At 71.2% G+C, this 18,116-nt stretch carries 13 protein-coding genes; 5 read left to right on the forward strand and 8 right to left on the reverse strand.

The window, feature by feature from the left end; all coding sequences use genetic code 11:
- Positions 1-23: 23 nt before the first annotated feature.
- The 3 genes from M2157_RS41715 to M2157_RS41725 are packed head-to-tail and all read right to left on the reverse strand — an operon-like array spanning position 24 to position 3,216.
- Positions 24-968 carry a carbohydrate ABC transporter permease gene (locus tag M2157_RS41715; protein WP_280867761.1) on the reverse strand — a complete coding sequence of 315 codons (945 nt, stop codon included), beginning with the start codon at positions 966-968 and terminating at the stop codon, positions 24-26.
- A complete protein-coding gene (locus M2157_RS41720; RefSeq protein WP_280867762.1) occupies positions 965-1,885 on the reverse strand; it encodes a sugar ABC transporter permease in 921 nt (306 codons plus the stop codon). The genes M2157_RS41715 and M2157_RS41720 overlap by 4 nt, the downstream gene beginning before the upstream one ends.
- On the reverse strand, positions 1,882-3,216 hold the full coding sequence (locus M2157_RS41725) for a sugar ABC transporter substrate-binding protein (RefSeq protein ID WP_280867763.1): 1,335 nt from the start codon (positions 3,214-3,216) through the stop codon (positions 1,882-1,884). The genes M2157_RS41720 and M2157_RS41725 overlap by 4 nt, the downstream gene beginning before the upstream one ends.
- Positions 3,217-3,408: 192 nt before the next feature.
- Here M2157_RS41725 and M2157_RS41730 point away from each other — a divergent pair, with 192 nt between their 5' ends.
- Positions 3,409-4,275 (forward strand): fructosamine kinase family protein, encoded by an 867-nt coding sequence (locus M2157_RS41730; protein WP_280867764.1) that lies wholly within the window; start codon positions 3,409-3,411, stop codon positions 4,273-4,275.
- A 262-nt stretch (positions 4,276-4,537) separates the two neighbouring features.
- Here M2157_RS41730 and M2157_RS41735 read toward each other — a convergent pair whose 3' ends face one another.
- Entirely contained in the window at positions 4,538-6,709 is a 2,172-nt protein-coding gene (locus tag M2157_RS41735) for a hypothetical protein (RefSeq protein WP_280867765.1), read from the reverse strand.
- Positions 6,710-6,799: 90 nt separating this feature from the next.
- Entirely contained in the window at positions 6,800-7,183 is a 384-nt protein-coding gene (locus M2157_RS41740; RefSeq protein WP_280867766.1) for a DUF5997 family protein, read from the reverse strand.
- 58 nt (positions 7,184-7,241) lie between these two features.
- Here M2157_RS41740 and M2157_RS41745 point away from each other — a divergent pair, with 58 nt between their 5' ends.
- A complete protein-coding gene (locus M2157_RS41745; protein WP_280855953.1) occupies positions 7,242-8,036 on the forward strand; it encodes a LysR substrate-binding domain-containing protein in 795 nt (264 codons plus the stop codon).
- 440 nt (positions 8,037-8,476) lie between these two features.
- Here the strand turns inward: M2157_RS41745 and M2157_RS41750 are convergent, their stop codons facing one another.
- Positions 8,477-9,646 (reverse strand): GDSL-type esterase/lipase family protein, encoded by a 1,170-nt coding sequence (locus tag M2157_RS41750; RefSeq protein WP_280867767.1) that lies wholly within the window; start codon positions 9,644-9,646, stop codon positions 8,477-8,479.
- A gap of 4 nt (positions 9,647-9,650) precedes the next feature.
- The gene (locus M2157_RS41755; protein WP_280867768.1) at positions 9,651-10,232 is read right to left on the reverse strand and encodes a TetR/AcrR family transcriptional regulator; all 582 of its coding nucleotides are present in this window, start codon (positions 10,230-10,232) and stop codon (positions 9,651-9,653) included.
- 70 nt (positions 10,233-10,302) lie between these two features.
- Between M2157_RS41755 and M2157_RS41760 the strand changes: the two genes are divergently transcribed.
- Positions 10,303-10,800 carry an FBP domain-containing protein gene (locus M2157_RS41760; RefSeq protein ID WP_280867769.1) on the forward strand — a complete coding sequence of 166 codons (498 nt, stop codon included), beginning with the start codon at positions 10,303-10,305 and terminating at the stop codon, positions 10,798-10,800.
- Between the two features lie 60 nt (positions 10,801-10,860).
- Here M2157_RS41760 and M2157_RS41765 read toward each other — a convergent pair whose 3' ends face one another.
- The gene (locus M2157_RS41765) at positions 10,861-13,665 is read right to left on the reverse strand and encodes a beta-L-arabinofuranosidase domain-containing protein (RefSeq protein ID WP_280867770.1); all 2,805 of its coding nucleotides are present in this window, start codon (positions 13,663-13,665) and stop codon (positions 10,861-10,863) included.
- A 292-nt stretch (positions 13,666-13,957) separates the two neighbouring features.
- Between M2157_RS41765 and M2157_RS41770 the strand changes: the two genes are divergently transcribed.
- Together M2157_RS41770 and M2157_RS41775 are read left to right on the forward strand one after the other, a co-directional pair.
- Positions 13,958-16,594: a LuxR family transcriptional regulator gene (locus M2157_RS41770; RefSeq protein WP_280867771.1), complete on the forward strand. Its 2,637-nt coding sequence runs from the start codon at positions 13,958-13,960 to the stop codon at positions 16,592-16,594.
- A gap of 100 nt (positions 16,595-16,694) precedes the next feature.
- A complete protein-coding gene (locus M2157_RS41775; protein ID WP_280855947.1) occupies positions 16,695-18,110 on the forward strand; it encodes an FAD-binding oxidoreductase in 1,416 nt (471 codons plus the stop codon).
- The last annotated feature ends 6 nt before the right edge of the window (positions 18,111-18,116 follow it).

Below are 18,116 nucleotides of genomic sequence, written 5' to 3' on the forward strand. Positions count from 1 at the left end.
TCCCTCAAACGTGGGGGGTCGGGTCAGCCCTTCGTGGCACCGGCGGCGATGCCGGTGACCAGGGAGCGCTGGAGGAGCAGATAGACGATCAGGCTGGGGATGAGGGCGATGACCGCACCGGCCAGGACCACCCCGGAGCCGACCTCGGGGTCCGTGCGCAGGATGGACAGGGCGACGGTGACCGTGTAGTCGGTGGGGTCCTTGGAGGCGATCAGGGGCAGCAGGTACTGGTCCCAGATCATGATGAAGCCGAGCACCCCGGCCACGCCCAGCGCGGGCTTGCACAGCGGCAGGATGATCTGCCACAGCATCCGCAGTTCGCCGACGCCGTCGAGGCGGGCCGCCTCCTCGATCTCGGCGGGGATGTCCCGCATGAACTCGGTCAGCATCATCACCGAGAAGCCCCAGGCGCCCAGCGGCAGGATGACACCCCAGACCGTGCCCTTCAGGTCCAGGTGGACCACCGGGACGTCACCGAGGACCAGGGACAGGGGGATCGCGATGACCTCCTCGGGCAGCATCAGCGTCATCATGAACAGCATCATGATCAGCGCCTGGCCACGGAACCGGTGCCGCGCCAGCGCGTAGGCCGCCAGCGTGCACACCACGAGCTGGAGCAGCAGTCCGCCGCCCGCGATGACCAGGGAGTTGCCGAGGTAGTCCCAGATGCCGCGTTCGCCCGCCACCCTGAAGTTCAGCAGGGTGCTGTCGTGCGGCAGGAACGACAGCGAGGATCCGCTGGGGTTGGTGGTGAAGGCGCCCGAGAAGATCGTCAGGAACGGCGCCGCGAAGACGGCGAGGGCGATCAGACAGAGCAGGATGCGCAGGGCCCAGGCGAGTCCGGGCCGGTCGTTCCAGCCGACGGCGGTGTCGAAGCGGGCCGGGGTGGTCCGCTGCGCCTTGGTGGTCCGTCCGGCCGGGGTGTCAGGTGCCGCCGGCCGGACGGGGTCGATGACGGGGGCGCTCATCGCGCTTCTCCCCTCTTGCGGAGGTTGTTGACCAGGACGGTGAGCAGCAGCGTCACGCAGAGCAGGACGACCGAGGCCGCCGAGGCGCCGCCGATGTCGTTGCGGGTGAAGCCCAGGGTGTAGGCGCGGGTCATCCAGACGTCGGTGGACCCGGCGGGGCCGCCGCCGGTGAGGACGTAGACCTCGGTGAACACGCGCAGTCCGCGGATGGTGGCGAGCGTGAGCACGATCATGAGCGCCGGGCGGATCGCGGGAAGCGTGACGTGACGCAGCCGCTGCCACAGCGAGACACCGTCCATCGCCGCCGCCTCGTACAGCGAGCGGTCCACGCCCGCGAGACCGGCGAGGAAGATCACCATGTTGTACGGCGCCCAGATCCAGATGCCCATCACCATCGTCGAGTACAGCGCGATGTCGGGGTTGTCGAGGAACTGGACGGTCCCGAGTCCGAAGAAGTGCAGGCCGCTGTTGAGCAGGCCGTCGGAGGTCGGGTAGTACATCAGCCGCCACAGTTCGCCGACCACCGCGGTGGCCGTGACGGCGGGCAGGAAGACCGCGGTACGGAGGAACTTCAGCGAGCGGGCCTGGCCCTCGAGGAGCAGCGCGAGGGCGAACCCGAGCAGGATCGCGCCGACCGACTGGCCGATGCCCAGGATCAGGGTGTGCCCGATGGCGTCCTGGAAGCGGTGGTCGGTCAGGACCCGGCCGTAGTTCTCGAGGCCGATCCACTTGTCGCCGAGGAAGGGCCTGACGTCGAAGAAGCTGAGCCAGATGCCCTTGGCCATCGGCCAGAACTTGAAGACGAGGGCGAGCAGCAGACCCGGAGCCAGGAAGAGCCAGGGGACGACGGCCTTCTTGTCGAAGGCCCTCCTGCCCGTGCCTTCGCGCGCCGCGGGAGCGGTAACGGTTGCGGTCATTTCAGCAGGTCCTGGTCCTTGAGGTCACCGGCGAGGGTGTCGTTCAGCTCCTTGAGCTGCGAGCGGACGTCACCGCCGCAGTACGTGAAGATCGCGTTCAGCGCGTCGGCGGTGTCCTGCTTGATCGGGGCGAAGTCCGGCGCGTTCGGGAACTGCTCGGAGGCGTCCTCGTAGGCCTTCTGTACGACACTCCAGCGGGCGTCGTTCCTGACCTTCGCCGCGTCCAGCGTGGAGTTCACGGGGATACGGACGACGGGCTGGTGGCCGTCGACGCTGGTCATGGCGATCTTCTGGCCCTCGGCCGAGACCAGGAACGAGGCCAGCGCCAGCTCCTGTCGGTCCTTGCCGGTCTTGGCGCCGAGGTAGACGTTCTCGCCGTCGGCCAGCACATCGCCGCCGGCCGGGCCGGCGGGGGCGGGGACGACCTCGTACTTGTCCTTGCCGGGCGTGGCGTCGAAGGTGGTGATGTTGTACGGCCCGGTCATGTACATCCCGGCGTTGCCGTCCTGGAAGTTGGTGGCCGTCGCCGTGACGGCGGTGATCGCGCCGGGCTGGACGACACCCTTCTTGCCGCAGAAGAGGTTGTCCTTCATCCAGGTCACGGCGTTGATCGCGGCGGCCGAGTCCATGGCCGGGGTGTACGTGCCCTTGCCGTCCGGCGCGATGATCTGCGCGCCGCCCTGCCACAGGAAGCTCGCGCCCCACCAGGCGGCGTAGCCGTTCTGGGCGCTGGCCGGGGCGACGATGCCGTAGGTGTCGGCCTTGCCGTCGCCGTCCGGGTCCTCGGTGGCGAAGGCCTTGGCGACGGAGAGCATCTCCTGCCAGGTCGTCGGCGCCTTCAGCCCGAGCTTCTTCAGCCAGTCGGTCCTGATCATCAGGGCCTGTGCCTGACGGGAGTACGGGATGCCGTAGTGCTTACCGTCGATGCCGACCGTGGAGGACCAGGACTTGTCGGTGATCCGGTCACCGCCCGCGATCGAGGCGGGGTCGATCGGCTTGAGCAGGCCCTGGCTCTGGTAACTGCCCATCAGCGCCGTGTCGTTGATCATGACGTCCGGCAGGTCCTTGGTGGACGCCCGGCTCTGGAGCTGCTGGTCGAAGTTGATGACCGGCTGGTAGTCGATCTTGATGCCGGTCTTCTTGGTGAAGGCGGCGAAGACCCGGTCGTAGGTGGCGGCCGAGTCCGGATTGCTCCGGGTCCAGACCTCCAGCGTGTTCGGATCGCTGCTGCCCGCGCTGTCGGAGCCGGAGCCACAGGCGGCCGTTCCGAACATCAATCCCGCGACGGTGGCCGCCGCGGCCAGGCGGCGTCGTCGTCGGCGATCGCCCATGGACACTCTCCGCTCATATCCGTGAACTGTTCATATCCGTGAACCCGCTTCACGAATCTAAATGATCGGCCAAGCTACGGATTGTTTCTTCCGTATGTCAAGACATGGCCGAGAGTCTTCACAGAGGCTGTGCACGAGCCCTTCGGGAACGCTGTTGAGAAAGCAGTGGCGCGAGTGATCAGGGAGACACAGGTGTACGACGACAGCGACGGCCCGGGTGCGGCGGCGGCGCGGCTCACCGGCCGTACGGCGACGCAGGAGCGCCCGCTGTCCGGCGGGCTGGCCGAGGTGGTCCTCGACGACGGCCGGACGGTGATGGTCAAGCGCGCCGACAGTCTCGAGGAGGCCCGGGCGGAGGCGGCGGGGCTGCGCTGGCTGGCCGGAACCGGCCCGGTCCGGGTGCCGATCGTGTACGGCCAGGACGGCCACTGGCTGGTGACCGACCTGATCGCGCGGGGGCGGCCGAACCGGGAGGCGGCGCTCGACCTGGGCCGGGCGCTGGCCGGCTTGCACCTCGCCGGGGCGCCCGCCTTCGGCTCGGCGCCGCCCGGTGGCCCACGGGACGCGTACATCGGGCGAGCCCCGATGCGGAACGTCGAAGGCGACGAGTGGCCCGAGTGGTACGCCGAGCACCGGGTGCTGCCGTATCTGCGGACCGCGGTGGACGACGGCACGATGACGCTCTCGGAGGCCGGGCTGATCGAGCGGCTCTGCGCGCGGCTGCCCGGTCTGGCGGGCCCCGCCGAGCCCCCGGCCCGGCTGCACGGCGACCTCTGGAACGGCAACGTGCTGTGGGGCGCCGACGGCCACGCCTGGCTGATCGACCCCGCCGCTCACGGCGGCCACCGCGAGACCGACCTCGCGATGCTCCACCTCTTCGGCTGCCCGCACCTGGACGAGGTGCTGCGCGGCTACGAACAGGTGACACCGCTCGCCGACGGCTGGTCCGACCGCATCGGGCTCCACCAGCTGTTCCCCCTGCTGGTGCACGCCGTGCTGTTCGGACGGGGATACGCGGAACAGGCACTCAGCACGGCGAAGGCGGCCCTGGAACGGTGAGTACACCGGTCCGGGCCGCCTGAGCGTGTGACATCGCGGGCGAGGAAAGCGAGGGAGCTGATTTCAAGCCCCGAGAGGCAGTCGCTGAGAAGGAAGCACCCTCATGGCCTCGCCACGGGCGGTACGGCCGCGGTGACCCGCGGGTGCCGCCCGGTGCGACGTCGACGGCGAGGAAAGCGAAGGGGCTGGAGCTTTGGAGGCCCGGTTTTCAGCCGGTGAGAAGGAAGCCCCTTCATGGCCTCGCCAAGACAGACGCTAGCAGTCACTCGGGGATCAAGTCGCGCAGATTTTCCGGGGTGATGACCACCGAGTCCGGGTGCAGCCCCTCAGGACGCTCCAGGCCGATGTAGGTCACGGGCACGTCCGGCACCGACTCGGCGTCCCAAGCCGCCACGTCCGTACCGCCGTTCGCCATCAGCTCGGTCAGATACCCGACCGTGAGCTGCTCGCGCTCGACGACGGCGCGCAGCAGCGTCGCCACCGACACCCGGTTGCCCTCGACGCGGTTGTACGCCGGATGCCCCTTCAGGTACAGGTGCAGCCACTTGGCGTGCCAACTCCCGTCCTCCGCACGCCGGAACGCCAGCGGCAGCGCCACCCGGCCCGGCCCGCGCAGCTCCGACTTCATCCGCACGGTACGCGCCTCGAAGGGCCGCCCCCGCTGCTCGGCCTCGCGCAGCATGAACCCGAAGAACGACTCCTCGGCCTCCTCGAACCCCTCCCCGGAGTAGATGTTGACCTGCGGGACGATGTACGTGCCCCGCACCGCTCCGAGCCGCAGATTGATGAACTCCGAAGCGCCGTCAGGGGCGTTGGTGATGTCACCCGAGTGCTCGCCCTCCACCTCGCGGAGATTGGTGTACGACAGCCAGGACACCGTGTCGTACTTCGCGTCCAGCAGCAGCGCCGACAGGTCGTAGTCGGTGACCCGCTGCGCCTGCTTCCAGTACACGAAGAACCGCAGCAGCTCTCCGTCGACCGGCGAGACGGAGCCGCGGGGCAGCACACCGAGTCCGGCCGAGGTGGCCCGCCCGCTGAGCGGAAGCGCCACGCCGAGGACGTCGGGGCCGACCAACAGCCGCTCCGGGGACGGGAGTCGACGGCCGATCTCCGCGTCGAGCGCGGCGATCAGACGCTCCCGGTCCGCCTCCGGTACGGCCGTACGCGTGTCGTCGGCGACATGCGCGCGGCCGAGACGGTTGATGAACACCCGCTTCCGGCCCGTCTCCGCGGCCCGGTTGTGCAGGTACTCACGCACCGACAGCACGACCCGCCCGGAGACCTCCGAAGCGGTCTGGTCTACGGCGGCCACCACGGCGTCCCGCTCCTCCTGCGTGCGCGCGGTGCGCAGCAGCCGGTCCAGCGCGCGGAAGAGCCGGCCGGGCGCGGACTTGAGCAGCTCCGCCGCCCCGGTGACGTCGTCCGCACCGAGCAGTGCCTCGATGCGCGCGTCGAAGGTGTACGCCTTCTGCTCGCCCCGGGCGACGCCGAACACCTCGGCGGCACGCGGCCACTGGGGGTACTCGTGCGGGTGCAGACGCTCGCCGAGCCGCTTGAAGGCCTCGCGGTGCGCGAGGACGTCGGCGAGCTTGGCCGGGGCCGCCGCGACGACCGAGTCGAGCCCCGCGAGCAGGGCCCGGCGGGCCGGCCGCGACAGCGCGCGGAACCGGGTCGGCTCCTGGAGGGACACATCCCCGCCCGACAGCGCGCAGGCGAGCCGCAGCACATCGGTGACGGTGTCCAGCAGCAGACCGGAACCCGCCTTCAGCCGGGCCTCGTTGACGACGGCACGGTTCTCCCGCACCGGGATCTCGTCCGGCTGGGGCCCGTCGGCGCAGTGCTCGGCGAGCACCTTGAGGTCGGCCAGGTGCTCGTCGCCGAGCGGCGTGGCGCTCCCGGCCAGCGCCAGGTACAGGGCGGTGACCTCGTCGTCCAGGGCGCCGCCCAGGTGCAGGACCGTCAGCCGGTCGCCCACCGCGGCCGTCAGCTCGTCGTGCGCGGCGAGCATCTCGTCGTACGTGTGCTGGTAGTTGCCGTACGACGGCAGCGTGAGCAGGTTGATCACACCGTTGCGCAGCTGGGTGAGGACGCCGGAGCGGGCCTTGCCGTCCTCCAGGGCCTCACGCACGCAGCGCATCCAGAACTCGAAGGTGTCCGGGACGTTCGCCGGGAAGTCCTTGAAGTAGACGTTGTGCCGCACATGGTCGCCGGCCATCTCACGGACGGCGGCGAGCGTGGGCACGGCGGTGTCGACGACCGTGGCCTCCGACAGCCCCGACAGTCGCCTCAGCGCACCCGCCGACAGCTTGAAGCCGACGGACATCAGCGCGGCGTCGAACTGCCGCGCCGCGACGGCGCCCTCCCCGACGGGACCCGCGGGGGAGGGGAGACGGAGGGTGTGCCGGATGACCAGGCGTTCCAGACGGTGGACCATTCCGGAATGGTCGCAGAGGTGTTCGACCCGGCGCACCGGAGTTTTCGGGGCCCCGGTCTTGCGGGCCCGGGTCCTCCGTGGGCCCGGGGGTCAGGACTCCTGGCCCTGCTTCTTCTCCTTGATGCGCGCCGCCTCCTTGCGGACCTCCGCCTGCGTGGCGCGCTCCTTCTCCAGCCAGTCGGGACTGTCCTGCCGCAGCGCCTCGATCTGCTCGGTGGTGAGGGCTTCGGTGACCCCGCCGCGTGCGAGGCCCGCGATGGAGACGCCCAGCCTGGCCGCGACGACCGGGCGGGGGTGCGGGCCGTTCTGGCGCAGGTCCTGGAGCCATTGCGGCGGATTGGCCTGAAGTTCGTTCAGCTCGGCGCGCGAGACCACGCCCTCCTGGAACTCCGAGGGGGTGGCGGGGAGGTACACACCCAGCTTCTTCGCCGCGGTCGCGGGCTTCATCGTCTGGGTGCTCTGGTGCGACTTCATGGAGTCCAGACTATCGGCCGCGCACGAGACCTCCGACCACAGTGGGTAACCTTGCCGCGTGACAGACTCGCCAGAACCCCCCTCCTTCCGGCTCGCCTACGTCCCCGGGGTGACGCCCGCCAAGTGGGTGCGGATCTGGCACGAGCGCCTGCCGGACGTCCCCCTGGAACTCCTCCAGGTGAGTGCCCAGGAGGCCTCCGACGTGTTGCGCGACGGCGGTGCGGACGCCGGTCTCGTACGGCTGCCGGTCGACCGTACGGTGTTCAGCGCGATTCCCCTCTACACCGAGACGTCGGTCGTCGTGGTCCCCAAGGACCACGTGGTGACCGCGGCGGAGGAGGTGACCCTGGAGGACCTGGCCGACGAGGTCGTCCTCCACCCCCTCGACGACGTCCTCGGCTGGGACCGGCCGCCCGGCGAACCGGCCTTCGAACGCCCCGCCACCACGGCGGACGCGATCGAGCTCGTGGCGGCGAACATCGGGGTCCTCGTCGTCCCCCAGTCCCTGGCCCGCCTCCACCACCGCCGTGACCTCACCTACCGCCCGGTCACGGACGCCCCGCAGTCCGACATCGCCCTGTCCTGGCGGGAGGACGCCACGACGGACATGGTGGAGGACTTCATCGGCATCGTCCGGGGGCGGACGGTCAACAGCTCACGGGGACGCACCCAACCGGAGCCGGAACGCAAGCAACGCCCCGAGAAGGGCGCCGGCCGCAAGCCCGCGGCGGGCGTCGGGAAGGGCGCGGGGCGGGGATCCTCCGGCGGGGCCAAGGGTTTCCGCGGCGGGTCCGGATCCGGCAACTCAAAGGGCACGGGCGCCCGACGCGGCAAGCCCAAGCGGAGGGGCTAGCCTCCTGGGACTCGGGGCCCTGACGTCGTGAGCCTGGCGTCGGGAGCGTGGGGGCTGTGAGTCCAGAGCGTGGGGCCGGTGGCGGTGACTGGGAGCCGGAGGCCCAGGGGCCAGGGGTCGGAAGCCGGGGCTGTGAGTCCAGAGCGTGGGGCCGGTGGCGGTGACTGGGAGCCGGAGGCCCAGGGGCCAGGGGTCGGAAGCCGGGTCTGTGAGTCCAGAGCGTGGGGCCGGTGCGCGGTGATCGGGAGCCGGAAGCTCCGAGCCCGGGCTCCCAGGAGTTGGGAGCCCAGGGCTGCGAGTCGGGTCCCCGCGGCGTCACGGCCCCTCCGTCCCACGGCCGCGGTCCGGTCCCCTCAGGCGGCGCCGACGGTGGTGATCCCGGTCGTGCCGTGCGAGCCGCCCCAGCGATCCGCCTGCACCCGGACGCGCGGCTCGCCGCTTCAGTCGCTGCCGAACAGCCCGTCGGCCCCGAACGCCACCCGCGCGAACCGTTCTCCCATCCGCCGGTGCGTCGCCGCGTCCGGATGCAGGTCGTCCGGTAGCGGCAGCTCCGTCGAGTCGCTCTCCCCGTACAGCTCGCGCCCGTCGAGGTAGTGCAGGTTCGGGTCCTCGGCGGCCCTCTGCTTCACGATCCGGGTCAGCTCCTCGCGGATCACCTGGAGGGTCAGCTTTCCGCTCGCGCGTTCCGCCGGGTCGCCCAGCGTCCTGAATCGCAGCCGGCCCTCGCCGAGCTCGCTGACGTCCGGGAAGCAGGGCCCCGGGGTGTCCTCGTGGATGGGGCACAGGATGGGCGAGACGACCAGCAGGGGCGTGTCCGGGTGGCCCTCGCGGATCGTGTCGAGGAAACCGTGCACCGCGGGACCGAAGGCGCGCAGCCGCATCACGTCGTGGTTGACGATGTTGATACCGATCTTGACGCTGATCAGGTCGGCGGGCGTGTCCCGTACGGCCCGCGCGGTGAACGGGTCGAGCAGCGCGCTCCCGGCCAGGCTCAGGTTGATCAGCTCCACCCCGCCCAGCGTCGCGGCGACCGCGGGCCAGGTGTTCCTGGGGCTCGCCGCGTCGGAACCGTGGCTGATGGAGCTGCCGTGGTGCAGCCACACCCGGCGATCAGCGGGCGGCGCGGTCTCGACGGGGGCGTCGGTGCGCAGGGCGATCAGCTCGGTGGTCTCGTTGTGCGGCAGCCAGATCTCGACGTCCTTGACCTCGCCGGACAGTCCGTCGAAACGGACGGTGCCGTGCGGCCCGGGCCGCACCTCGGACGTCCCCTCGGCCATGTCGATGGTGATGACGTTGCCGCCGAGCACACTTCCCTGCCCGGCCGGCCGCCCGTCGACGACCAGGTCGTACACGCCGTCGGGCCGGGGCGGCGCACCCACATACGTCCGCTTGGTCGGCAGCGCGTCCAGCTCCACCGCGGTGGCCCGGGTGCGGAAGACCAGCCGTACCCCGGCGGGCTGGGACTCGGCCATCGCCAGCTGCCCGTCGGTGTTCTGGGCGCGCGCCCGGGCGGGCAGCCGGTGCGGCAGCACCCCGTGCTCGGTGTGCTCCACGTCGAGGGCGCCGCGCAGCAGGTCGGCGGTGACGGGTGTGGTGATCCAGTCGTGCATGTCCTCAGCCTGTCGATGGAGGGGCGGGCCAGTTGCGCAGCAGCGAGTCGAGGGCGTCCAGGATCCGCGTCCAGGACTCCTCGGAGTCGGGCGAGCTGTGGCTGAACCCTCCTGCCCCCTCCAGGCTCGCGTAGCCGTGGAAGGTGCTGCCCAGCAGCCGTACGGCATGTGTCTGGTCGGGTTCGGGCAGGTCGTAGCCGCGCAGGATCGCCCGCATCATCTGCGCGAGCCGTACGCCCGCGCTGGCCGCCGCGGCCTCGGGGTCGAGCCTCAGCCGGGCGGCGGCGGCACGGCCGGGGTGTGCGTGGGCGTAGTCGCGGTAGACGTTCGCGAAGGCGGTGAGGGCGTCCTTGCCGGCCCGTCCGGCCACCGCGTCGGCGGAGAGGTCGGCGAGCTCCTCCAGGGCGAACAGGGCGATCCGGGTCTTGAGGTCCTGGGAGTTCTTCACGTGCGAGTACAGGCTCGCGACCTTGACGCCGAACCGCCGGGCGAGCTCCGAGACGGTCACCTGCTCGAAGCCCGTCTCGTCGGCCAGCTCCGCGCCCGCCCGGACCAGTCGCTCCGTGGTCAGCCCTACTCGTGCCATAGCAGTCCTCTCGTTTGCCAGAAGCAATTATGCATTTGCCTAAAGCTTTTAGGCAAACTAGCGTGAGGATATGGAACCGCTGACCGAGCAAGAGATCCGTGCCGCCTTCGTGAACTGCACCAAGGGCGAGGCGAAGCGGCTGTCCGTACCGCGTGACCTGGCCGAGCGTCCCTGGGAGGACCTGGACTACCTCGGCTGGCGCGATCCGCAGGCCCCCGACCGCGCCTACCTGGTGGCCAGGCTGGACGGCCGACCGACGGCCCTCGCGCTGCGCGGCTCCGCCGCCGGCTCCTGGCAGACGCGGCGCAGCATGTGCTCGTTGTGCCTGACCACCCACTCCGGCGGGGTCTCCCTGATGGTCGCGCGGAGGGCGGGCAAGGCAGGGCAGCAGGGCAACTCGGTCGGCGCCTACATGTGCGACGACCTCGCCTGCTCGCTGTATGTGCGGGGCAAGAAGGACGCGGGCGCCGGTGCGCGGCTGCACGAGACGCTCACCCTGGACGAGAAGATCCGGCGGACGGTGACGAACCTCGCCGCCTTCGTCGCCAAGGTGACGGGCGCCGTGTAAGGCGCCCGCGCCCTGGGGGAGTTCAGCCGGGAAATTCACTCGGGGCTTCACTCGGGGACTTCAGGAGACGTACGTCGCCTGCTGTGCCGTGTTCACCACCGTCTCGCCGTTCGCCCGGGTGAGCGACCCGGCCGCCACCCAGGAGTCCACCGTCGATTGCACCCGGGCGACGAGCGCGCTCTTCGTGGCGAAGGGAGCCCCGGCCCAGATCTCGTCGAGCAGTGAAGTGCCGTCGGACTTCACGGGGTTGGCCACGCCGGAGTCGAGTCCACCGAAGACGACCCTGGGCTCCGAGCGCCGGAAGTAGGCATGCGTCGGGTCCTCGGTCCCCTCGTGGAAGGGGGCGAACTCGGTGCCGTTCAGCGTGAAGTGGAGGGGTTTGCCGCTCACCGGGGTCAGCGTCGGCAGGAGGTCGCCGGACAGGGCCGCGTTGGCGTACAGCCCGAACGGCAGATAGGTGGTGGCCGAGTTGCGGGCGACCAGGTTGACCGGGCCGTGGAACAGGGTCTGCAGGGTGGGATCGTCCAGGGCCTTCTCGACGCGCAACCGGAACGGCACGGTGACGCGGACGACGTCCCCCGCCTTCCAGGTCCGCGACACCGTGAAGTACGACCCGGCGACCGGAGTCCCGCTCACCGCACCGCCGTTGACGGTCACCTGGAAGCCCGCGGTGGCCCACGACGGCACCCGCAGCTTCAGCCCGAAGGCCGCGCTGCCGCCACCGAAGGTGAGCGTGGTGCCCTGCTCCGCCGGGTAGCTCGTGGCCTGAGTGACCGTCACTCCCTTTTCCACCCAGGTGAGTCGGGATGGGCTGTACAGGTTGACGTACAGCGCGCTGCCGTCGGCGGCCTTGAAGTACACCGAGTCCTGGTACTTGGTGGCGCTCTCCATGCCCGTGCCCTCGCAGCAGGTGGTGCCCTCCTTGGGCGTGTAGTCCCGTACATGACCGGGCGTCAGCCCGATGAAGTAGGTGACGAGGGGCTTCTCCGCGTCGGACTTGTCCTGCTTGGATCCGAGCACCTGGTTGTAGAGGGCCCGCTCGTAGTAGTCCATGTACTTCGGGGCCTGCTCGTGGAAGAACAGCGTCCGGCTCAGCTTCAGCATGTTGTACGCGCAGCACGTCTCCGCCGTCGCGCCGCTGATCGTGCCCGCGATCACCCCGGACGCCTTCCAGAACTCCCCGGTGCTGGTGCCGCCGATGCCGTACATCCGCCCCGGGACGACCATGCCCCAGAAATTTCGCGCCGCGGCGAGGTAGCGCTGCTCGCCCGTCGCGTCGTACAGCCTCAACAGGCCCGTGAAGATGGGGATGTGCTGGTTGGCGTGCAGCCCGTTCAGGGTGTCGGTGTTCGCGGCGCACGCGTCGATCAGTGTGTCCAGGTCGAACAGGCGGGCCAGCGCGAGGTGTTCGGCCCTTCCGGTGAGCGAGTGGAGGTCGACGATCGCCTCCACGATGCCGCCGAACTCGCCACTGGAGAAGATGCCCCACATCCGCTGCAGGGTTGCCTCCGGGAGCACGGACAGCCGCGAGTACATCCAGTCGCCCATGCCCGACGCCAGGTCGAGGGCGCGGTCGTCGTCGGTGGCCGTGTACGCGTCCAGCAGGCCCCTGAGGATCTTGTGCGCGGTGTAGTAGGGCGCCCACACCCTGGAGTAGTCGCTGCCGGTCATCGACTCCAGCTGGATGAACTGCGTCTCCGGATACGCCGCCAGGAACCCCGGGTGGCTCGGCCCGCCCCACGTCCGGCGCAGGGTCGCGGTCAGACCGCGACCCGAGGCGTCGGCGAAGGTGCCGCCGGTGGTCTCGAAGAAGTCGTACGACGCCAGGGTGCCGCGTCCGGCGGAGGTGGCGGAGACCCGGTTGCTCTGGAGGGCGGTGATCTCGGCGGCGGTCAGTGCCCGGGACCAGATGTTGAACTCGTCGAAGGCGCCCGCGAAGACGGGGTCGCCGGAGTAGTGGGAGCGGCCGAGCCAGTGGTGGGCCAGGGTGCCGAGCGCGGCCGGGTTCAGGCTCATCGAGGTGTTTGTCGCTACGGCCGTGCCGTTGACGTACAGCGTGCCGGTCGTGCCGGAGATCGTGACGGCCAGGTGGCTCCACTGGTTCAGTGGCAGAGCCGCGGTGCCGTTGAGTCCCTGTTCGGCGCCGGCCCCGTTGGCGGTGATGGCGAAGCGGGGCACGCCCGAGCCGTTGCGGGCGGCCAGGTACAGGTACTTGGTGGTGTCGTTGCCGAAGTCGAAGACGCGGGCCCAGTTGTCGGCGTGGGTGGGCTTGACCCACGCGGACAGGGTGACCGCGGAGGCTCCGCCGAAGGCGGCCGTCGGCAGGTCGACGTACTGGTAGGAGCCGCGCACGTTCTCCTGGGCGGTCCCGAACCTCCCGGTCACGGCGAGCATCTTCGGGTCGGTGCGCAGGGCCGAGCGAACCGCGGTCAGCGCGCTCACCATGCTCGCGATCCTGTCGGCGAAGACCTGCTCGCCGGTGCCGGCGTACGCCTGCGACAGCATGGTCAGGAAGTGCCCGGTGTAGTGGCCGCGGAGATTGCCGTTGGCCTCGCCGTCCAGCCCCTCCCAGCCGCCGGGCGCGACCGCACCGCCGGTGGACAGGCCGGCGTTGGCGCGGAAGACCTGGAGCAGCCGGTTCACGTCGTAGCCGCGGGCGTGGTCGAGCAGGAGCTCCCGCTTGTCGGCGAAGAGGCCCGGGCCGAGGGCGACGTCATCGAGAGCGAAGGGCTGGGCGGTCCACACGGACGGTGCCTCCGAAGCTGCGGCGACGGCCGGGCCGGTCGCCGCGTGGGTGATGGCGGGGGTCGCTGCCGCGAGGGCGGCGGCCTGCAGAAGGGATCGTCTGGAGAGGGGCGGTGCCATGGGTGCTCCTCCGTGGGTCGCTCGCGTCAGGGGGGTCGGTATTTCGAACGATGTGCGAGTGATCGACCAGACGATAGGGAAGAGGTGGGCGGGGGTCAACGGGTCTGGAGGGGCCAGGTCCGGGCAACGGTGACAACACCTCCGCAGCGAAGCCGTACGCCGATACGCCCACCCCTCCCGTCCCCCCTGAACCGCAGCCCGTGCGGCACGACGTGCCCCGCGTCGTGCCGAGGGAAGCGGACCGTCAGTGGAGCAGGGGCGTTCCGGCGTCGCCGGTGGCAGAATCGGGCGGGTGGACTGGGGGATCCTCGAGCGGGAGCCCGAGCTGGCGCGACTGGCCTCGGCCGCGCGGGAGGCGGCGGACGGGGCCGGATCCGTGGTGCTCGTCTTCGGAGAGGCCGGTATCGGCAAGTCGAGCCTGGTCAAGGCCCTCCCTGACCATCTGCCGGACGGCACCCGGATCCTCGTCGGCGAGTGCGACGACCTCGCCACCCGCAGGCCCCTCGGCCCCTTCCGCGACCTGATCGGCAGCGTCGGCGGCGAACTCGCCGGTGCCGTGGCGGGGGGCGGCGACCGCCATCGCGTCCACGAGGCTCTGCTCGAAGAACTACGCGGAGCGGTACTCGTCGTCGAGGACGTCCACTGGGCCGACGAGGCCTCCCTGGACGCCCTGCGCTTCCTGGTCCGGCGGATGGAACGCCTGCCCGCCCTGCTCGTCCTGACCTACCGCGACGACGAGTTGAGCCGTGGGCATCCCCTACGGCATCTGCTCGGCCAGGTGTCCCGGGCGCCCCGCGTGCACCGGCTGCCGCTGGCCCGCCTGTCCCTGGACGCCGTACGCACCCTCAGCGCCGGCCGTGTCGACCCGGCCCAGGTGTACGCCGTCACGAACGGCAACCCCTTCTTCGTCGCCGAGATCGTCGCCGCCGGTGGCACCGGGAGTGTGCCCCCGACCGTCGTCGACGCCGTGCTCGCCCGGCTGCGAGGTCTGCCCGGCGCCACCGTGGACGCGTTGGAGCAGTTGGCCGTCGTTCCCTCGGCCGTGGAACGCCCGCTGGTCGACGCGCTGCTCACGGACGGGGCGCCCGTCCTCGCGGCGCCGCAGGAACACGGCCCGCTCACCGACGGGGTGTCCGTCCTGGCCGCCGCCGAGCAGCGCGGTCTGCTCAGCGTCACCCCGGAACGGGTGGCGTTCCGGCACGAGCTGATCCGCCGGGCCGTGGCCGACTCCCTGCCCGCAGCCCGCCGCATCGGCCTCAACCGGACCGTTCTCGCGGCTCTCGTCGCCCGGCCCGGATCCGACGCCGCCCGGATCGTCCACCATGCGGCCCAGTCCGGCGACCAGGACGCCATCGCCCGCTACGCCCCCGACGCGGCGAAGGACGCCTCCTCCGCGGGCGCCCACCGCGAGGCCGCCGCCCAACTCCGGCTCGTACTGCGCGAGCGGCACCGCTACGCCCCCGCCGAACTCGCCGACCTGCTCGAACGCTACGCCGTCGAGAGCTACACCATCGCCGACTCGGCCGCCGCCGTCGCCGCCCAGCGCGAGGCCGTCGCCCTGCGCCGCGCCCTCGGCGACACCCTCGCCCTCGGCGCCGACCTGCGCTGGCTGTCCCGCATCCACTGGTGGGCCGGCAACGCCGACCAGGCCCAGGAGGCCGCCCGAGAAGCGGTGGCGGTGCTCGAACACGCGGGCGACGACCGACTGTTGGCACTCGCCGTCAGCAACACCGCCCAGCTGCGGATGCTGTCCGAGCGTTACGCCGAGGCCGTCGAACACGGCGAGCGCGCCATCGCCCTGGCCCGCAAGGCGGACGACCCGGCGATCCTCGCGCACGCCCTCAACAACGTGGGAACCGCCCGCTGGCGCTCCGGAGACCCCCGCGGGCGGGCCGAGTTGGAGGAGAGCCTCGACGTCGCGCTCGCCGCCGGCGAGGTCGAGCACGCCTGCCGTTCCTACGCCAACATCATCTGGACCCTGCTCGACAACCTCCAGTACGACGAGGCCGACACGTTCCTGCCTCCGGCCATGGAACTCGCCGACCGTGCCGAGCACTTGGGCTTCCTCAACTACCTCCACGTCGAGCTCGCCATGCGCAGGCTCGCCGCCGCCGACTGGGACGACGCCGAGAAGCACGCCGAGTACGGCATGCACGACTTCATCCCGGCCCGTTGTCCCGCCCTGACCGTCCTGGCCCGGGTCCGCATCCGCCGCGGCCGCCCCGGCGCCGACGCACTCCTCGGCGAGGCCTGGGAGATCGCCGTAGGGACGAAGGAACTGCAGCGCACCGGACCGGTGGCGGTGGCACGGGCGGAGTCGGCCTGGCTGCGCGGGGACGCGCAAGGGGTGATCGCGGCGGCCGCGCCCGTCCACGCCCAGGCGAGCCGCCTGCCTGGTGCCCCCCACCGGCCCGAACTGGGCTACTGGCTCACCAAGGCGGGTCATCGCGTCCCACCGGACGACTCCGACCATCCGTACGCCCTGCAGGCGCGCGGGCAGTGGCGCCGGGCCGCCGCGCTCTGGCAGGCCGCGGGCTGTCCCTACGAACATGCCGCCGCGCTCGCCGAGAGCCCGGACCCCGCCGCCAAGCTGGAGGCCCTGGCCGCCTTCGACGCGCTGGGCGCCGAACCGGCGGCCCACCTGCTCCGCGTCGAGCTGCGGCGGCTCGGCGTGCGCCACGTCCCGCGCGGCCCCCTCGCCGCGACCCGCGACAACCCCGCGGGGCTCACCGACCGCCAGCTCCAGGTCATACGGCTGCTCGCCGAAGGGCTCACCAACGCGGAGATCGCCGCCCGGCTCGTCGTGTCGGTCCGCACGATCGACAACCATGTGCGGGCGGTGCTCGACAAACTCGACGCACCGGGCCGCCGCCAGGCCGCCGTACGCGCGGCGGAGCTCGGATTGCTGCCCGGCGGCTCCGAGAGCTAGGTATCCCGGAGCGCCGAGCTGGGTGACGGTCACGGATATCCGCTGCGGTGTGACGCGAGTAGAACGGACGAATCTACCCGATTCGGAAACGGGGGACTTCATGTCCAGCACGCCCGCCCAGGCCGCACGTCGTGAGCTGACCGGATTCACCGGGGAGCTGATCGGCCCCGACGACGCCGGCTACCAGGAGGCTCGTACCGTCTACAACGCGATGATCGACAAACGCCCCGCCCTCGTCGCCCGCTGTGCCGACGCGGACGCGGTGTCCCGCACGATCGGCTTCGCCCGCGCCCACGGCCTGCCCCTCGCCGTGCGGGGCGGCGGGCACCACGGCGCCGGACTCGGCACCGTCGACGGGGGAGTGGTCGCCGACCTGTCACCCATGAAGGACATCCAGGTCGACCCCGAGGCGCGCACCGTGCGGGTCGGCGGCGGCTGTGTCTGGGGCGAGGTGGACCGCGCCACCAACGCGCACGGCCTGGCCACGCCCAGCGGCATCGTCTCCACGACCGGGGTCGGCGGCATCGCCACCGGCGGCGGGCTCGGTCACCTCACCCGCCGCTGCGGGCTGACCATCGACAATCTGCTGGAGGCCGACATCGTCCTCGCCGACGGCCGCCGGGTACGGGCGAGCGCCGACGAGAACAGCGACCTGTTCTGGGCGATCCGGGGCGGCGGCGGCAACTTCGGCGTCGTCACCTCGTTCGTCTTCCGGCTGCACGAGATCAGCACAGTGATCGCCGGGCCGACCTTCTGGGCCGTCGAGGACAGTGCCGAGGTCCTCTCCGCCTACCGTGAGTTCATCCTGAACGCGCCCCGCGAGCTGGGCGGGTTCTTCCTGCACGGCACCGTCCCGCCCGCCCCGCCGTTCCCCGAGGAGGTCCAGCTCCGCAAGACGGCCGGCGTGGTCTGGTGCTACACCGGCGACGACACCGAGGCCGCGGCACGCGAGATGGCCCCGCTGCTCGACGCCCTGCCCCAGCCGCTGTTGCACGCCCCCATGCCCATGCAACACCCCGACATCCAGTCCGCGTTCGACGGGCTCTACCCGCCCGGCCACCAGTGGTACTGGCGGGCGGACTTCGTCGAGACCGTCCCGGACGAGGCGGTCCAGCTGCACGCCAAGTTCGGCGCCGAGGTGCCGACCGTCCAGTCGACCATGCACCTCTACCCGATCGACGGCGCCGCCCACGACGTGGGCCAGGACGAGACCCCCTGGGCCTACCGCCACGCAAACTGGGCCTCCGTCTTCGCCGGCGTCGACCCCGATCCGGCCAACGCCGAGCTGGTCAAGCGGTGGACCGTCGACTACTTCGACGCCCTGCACCCGCACTCGGCGGGCGGCGCCTACGTCAACATGATGATGGACGAGGGCCAGGAACGCGTCCGCGCCAGCTACCGCGGCAACTACGACCGTCTGGCCCGGATCAAGGCCGACCGCGACCCGGACAACGTGTTCCGCCTGAACCAGAACATCCAGCCGGCACCGAAGCCGTCGCACGGGGCGCGGCCGTAGGACGGT

Source organism: Streptomyces sp. SAI-127 (assembly GCF_029894425.1).
Taxonomy (GTDB): domain Bacteria; phylum Actinomycetota; class Actinomycetes; order Streptomycetales; family Streptomycetaceae; genus Streptomyces.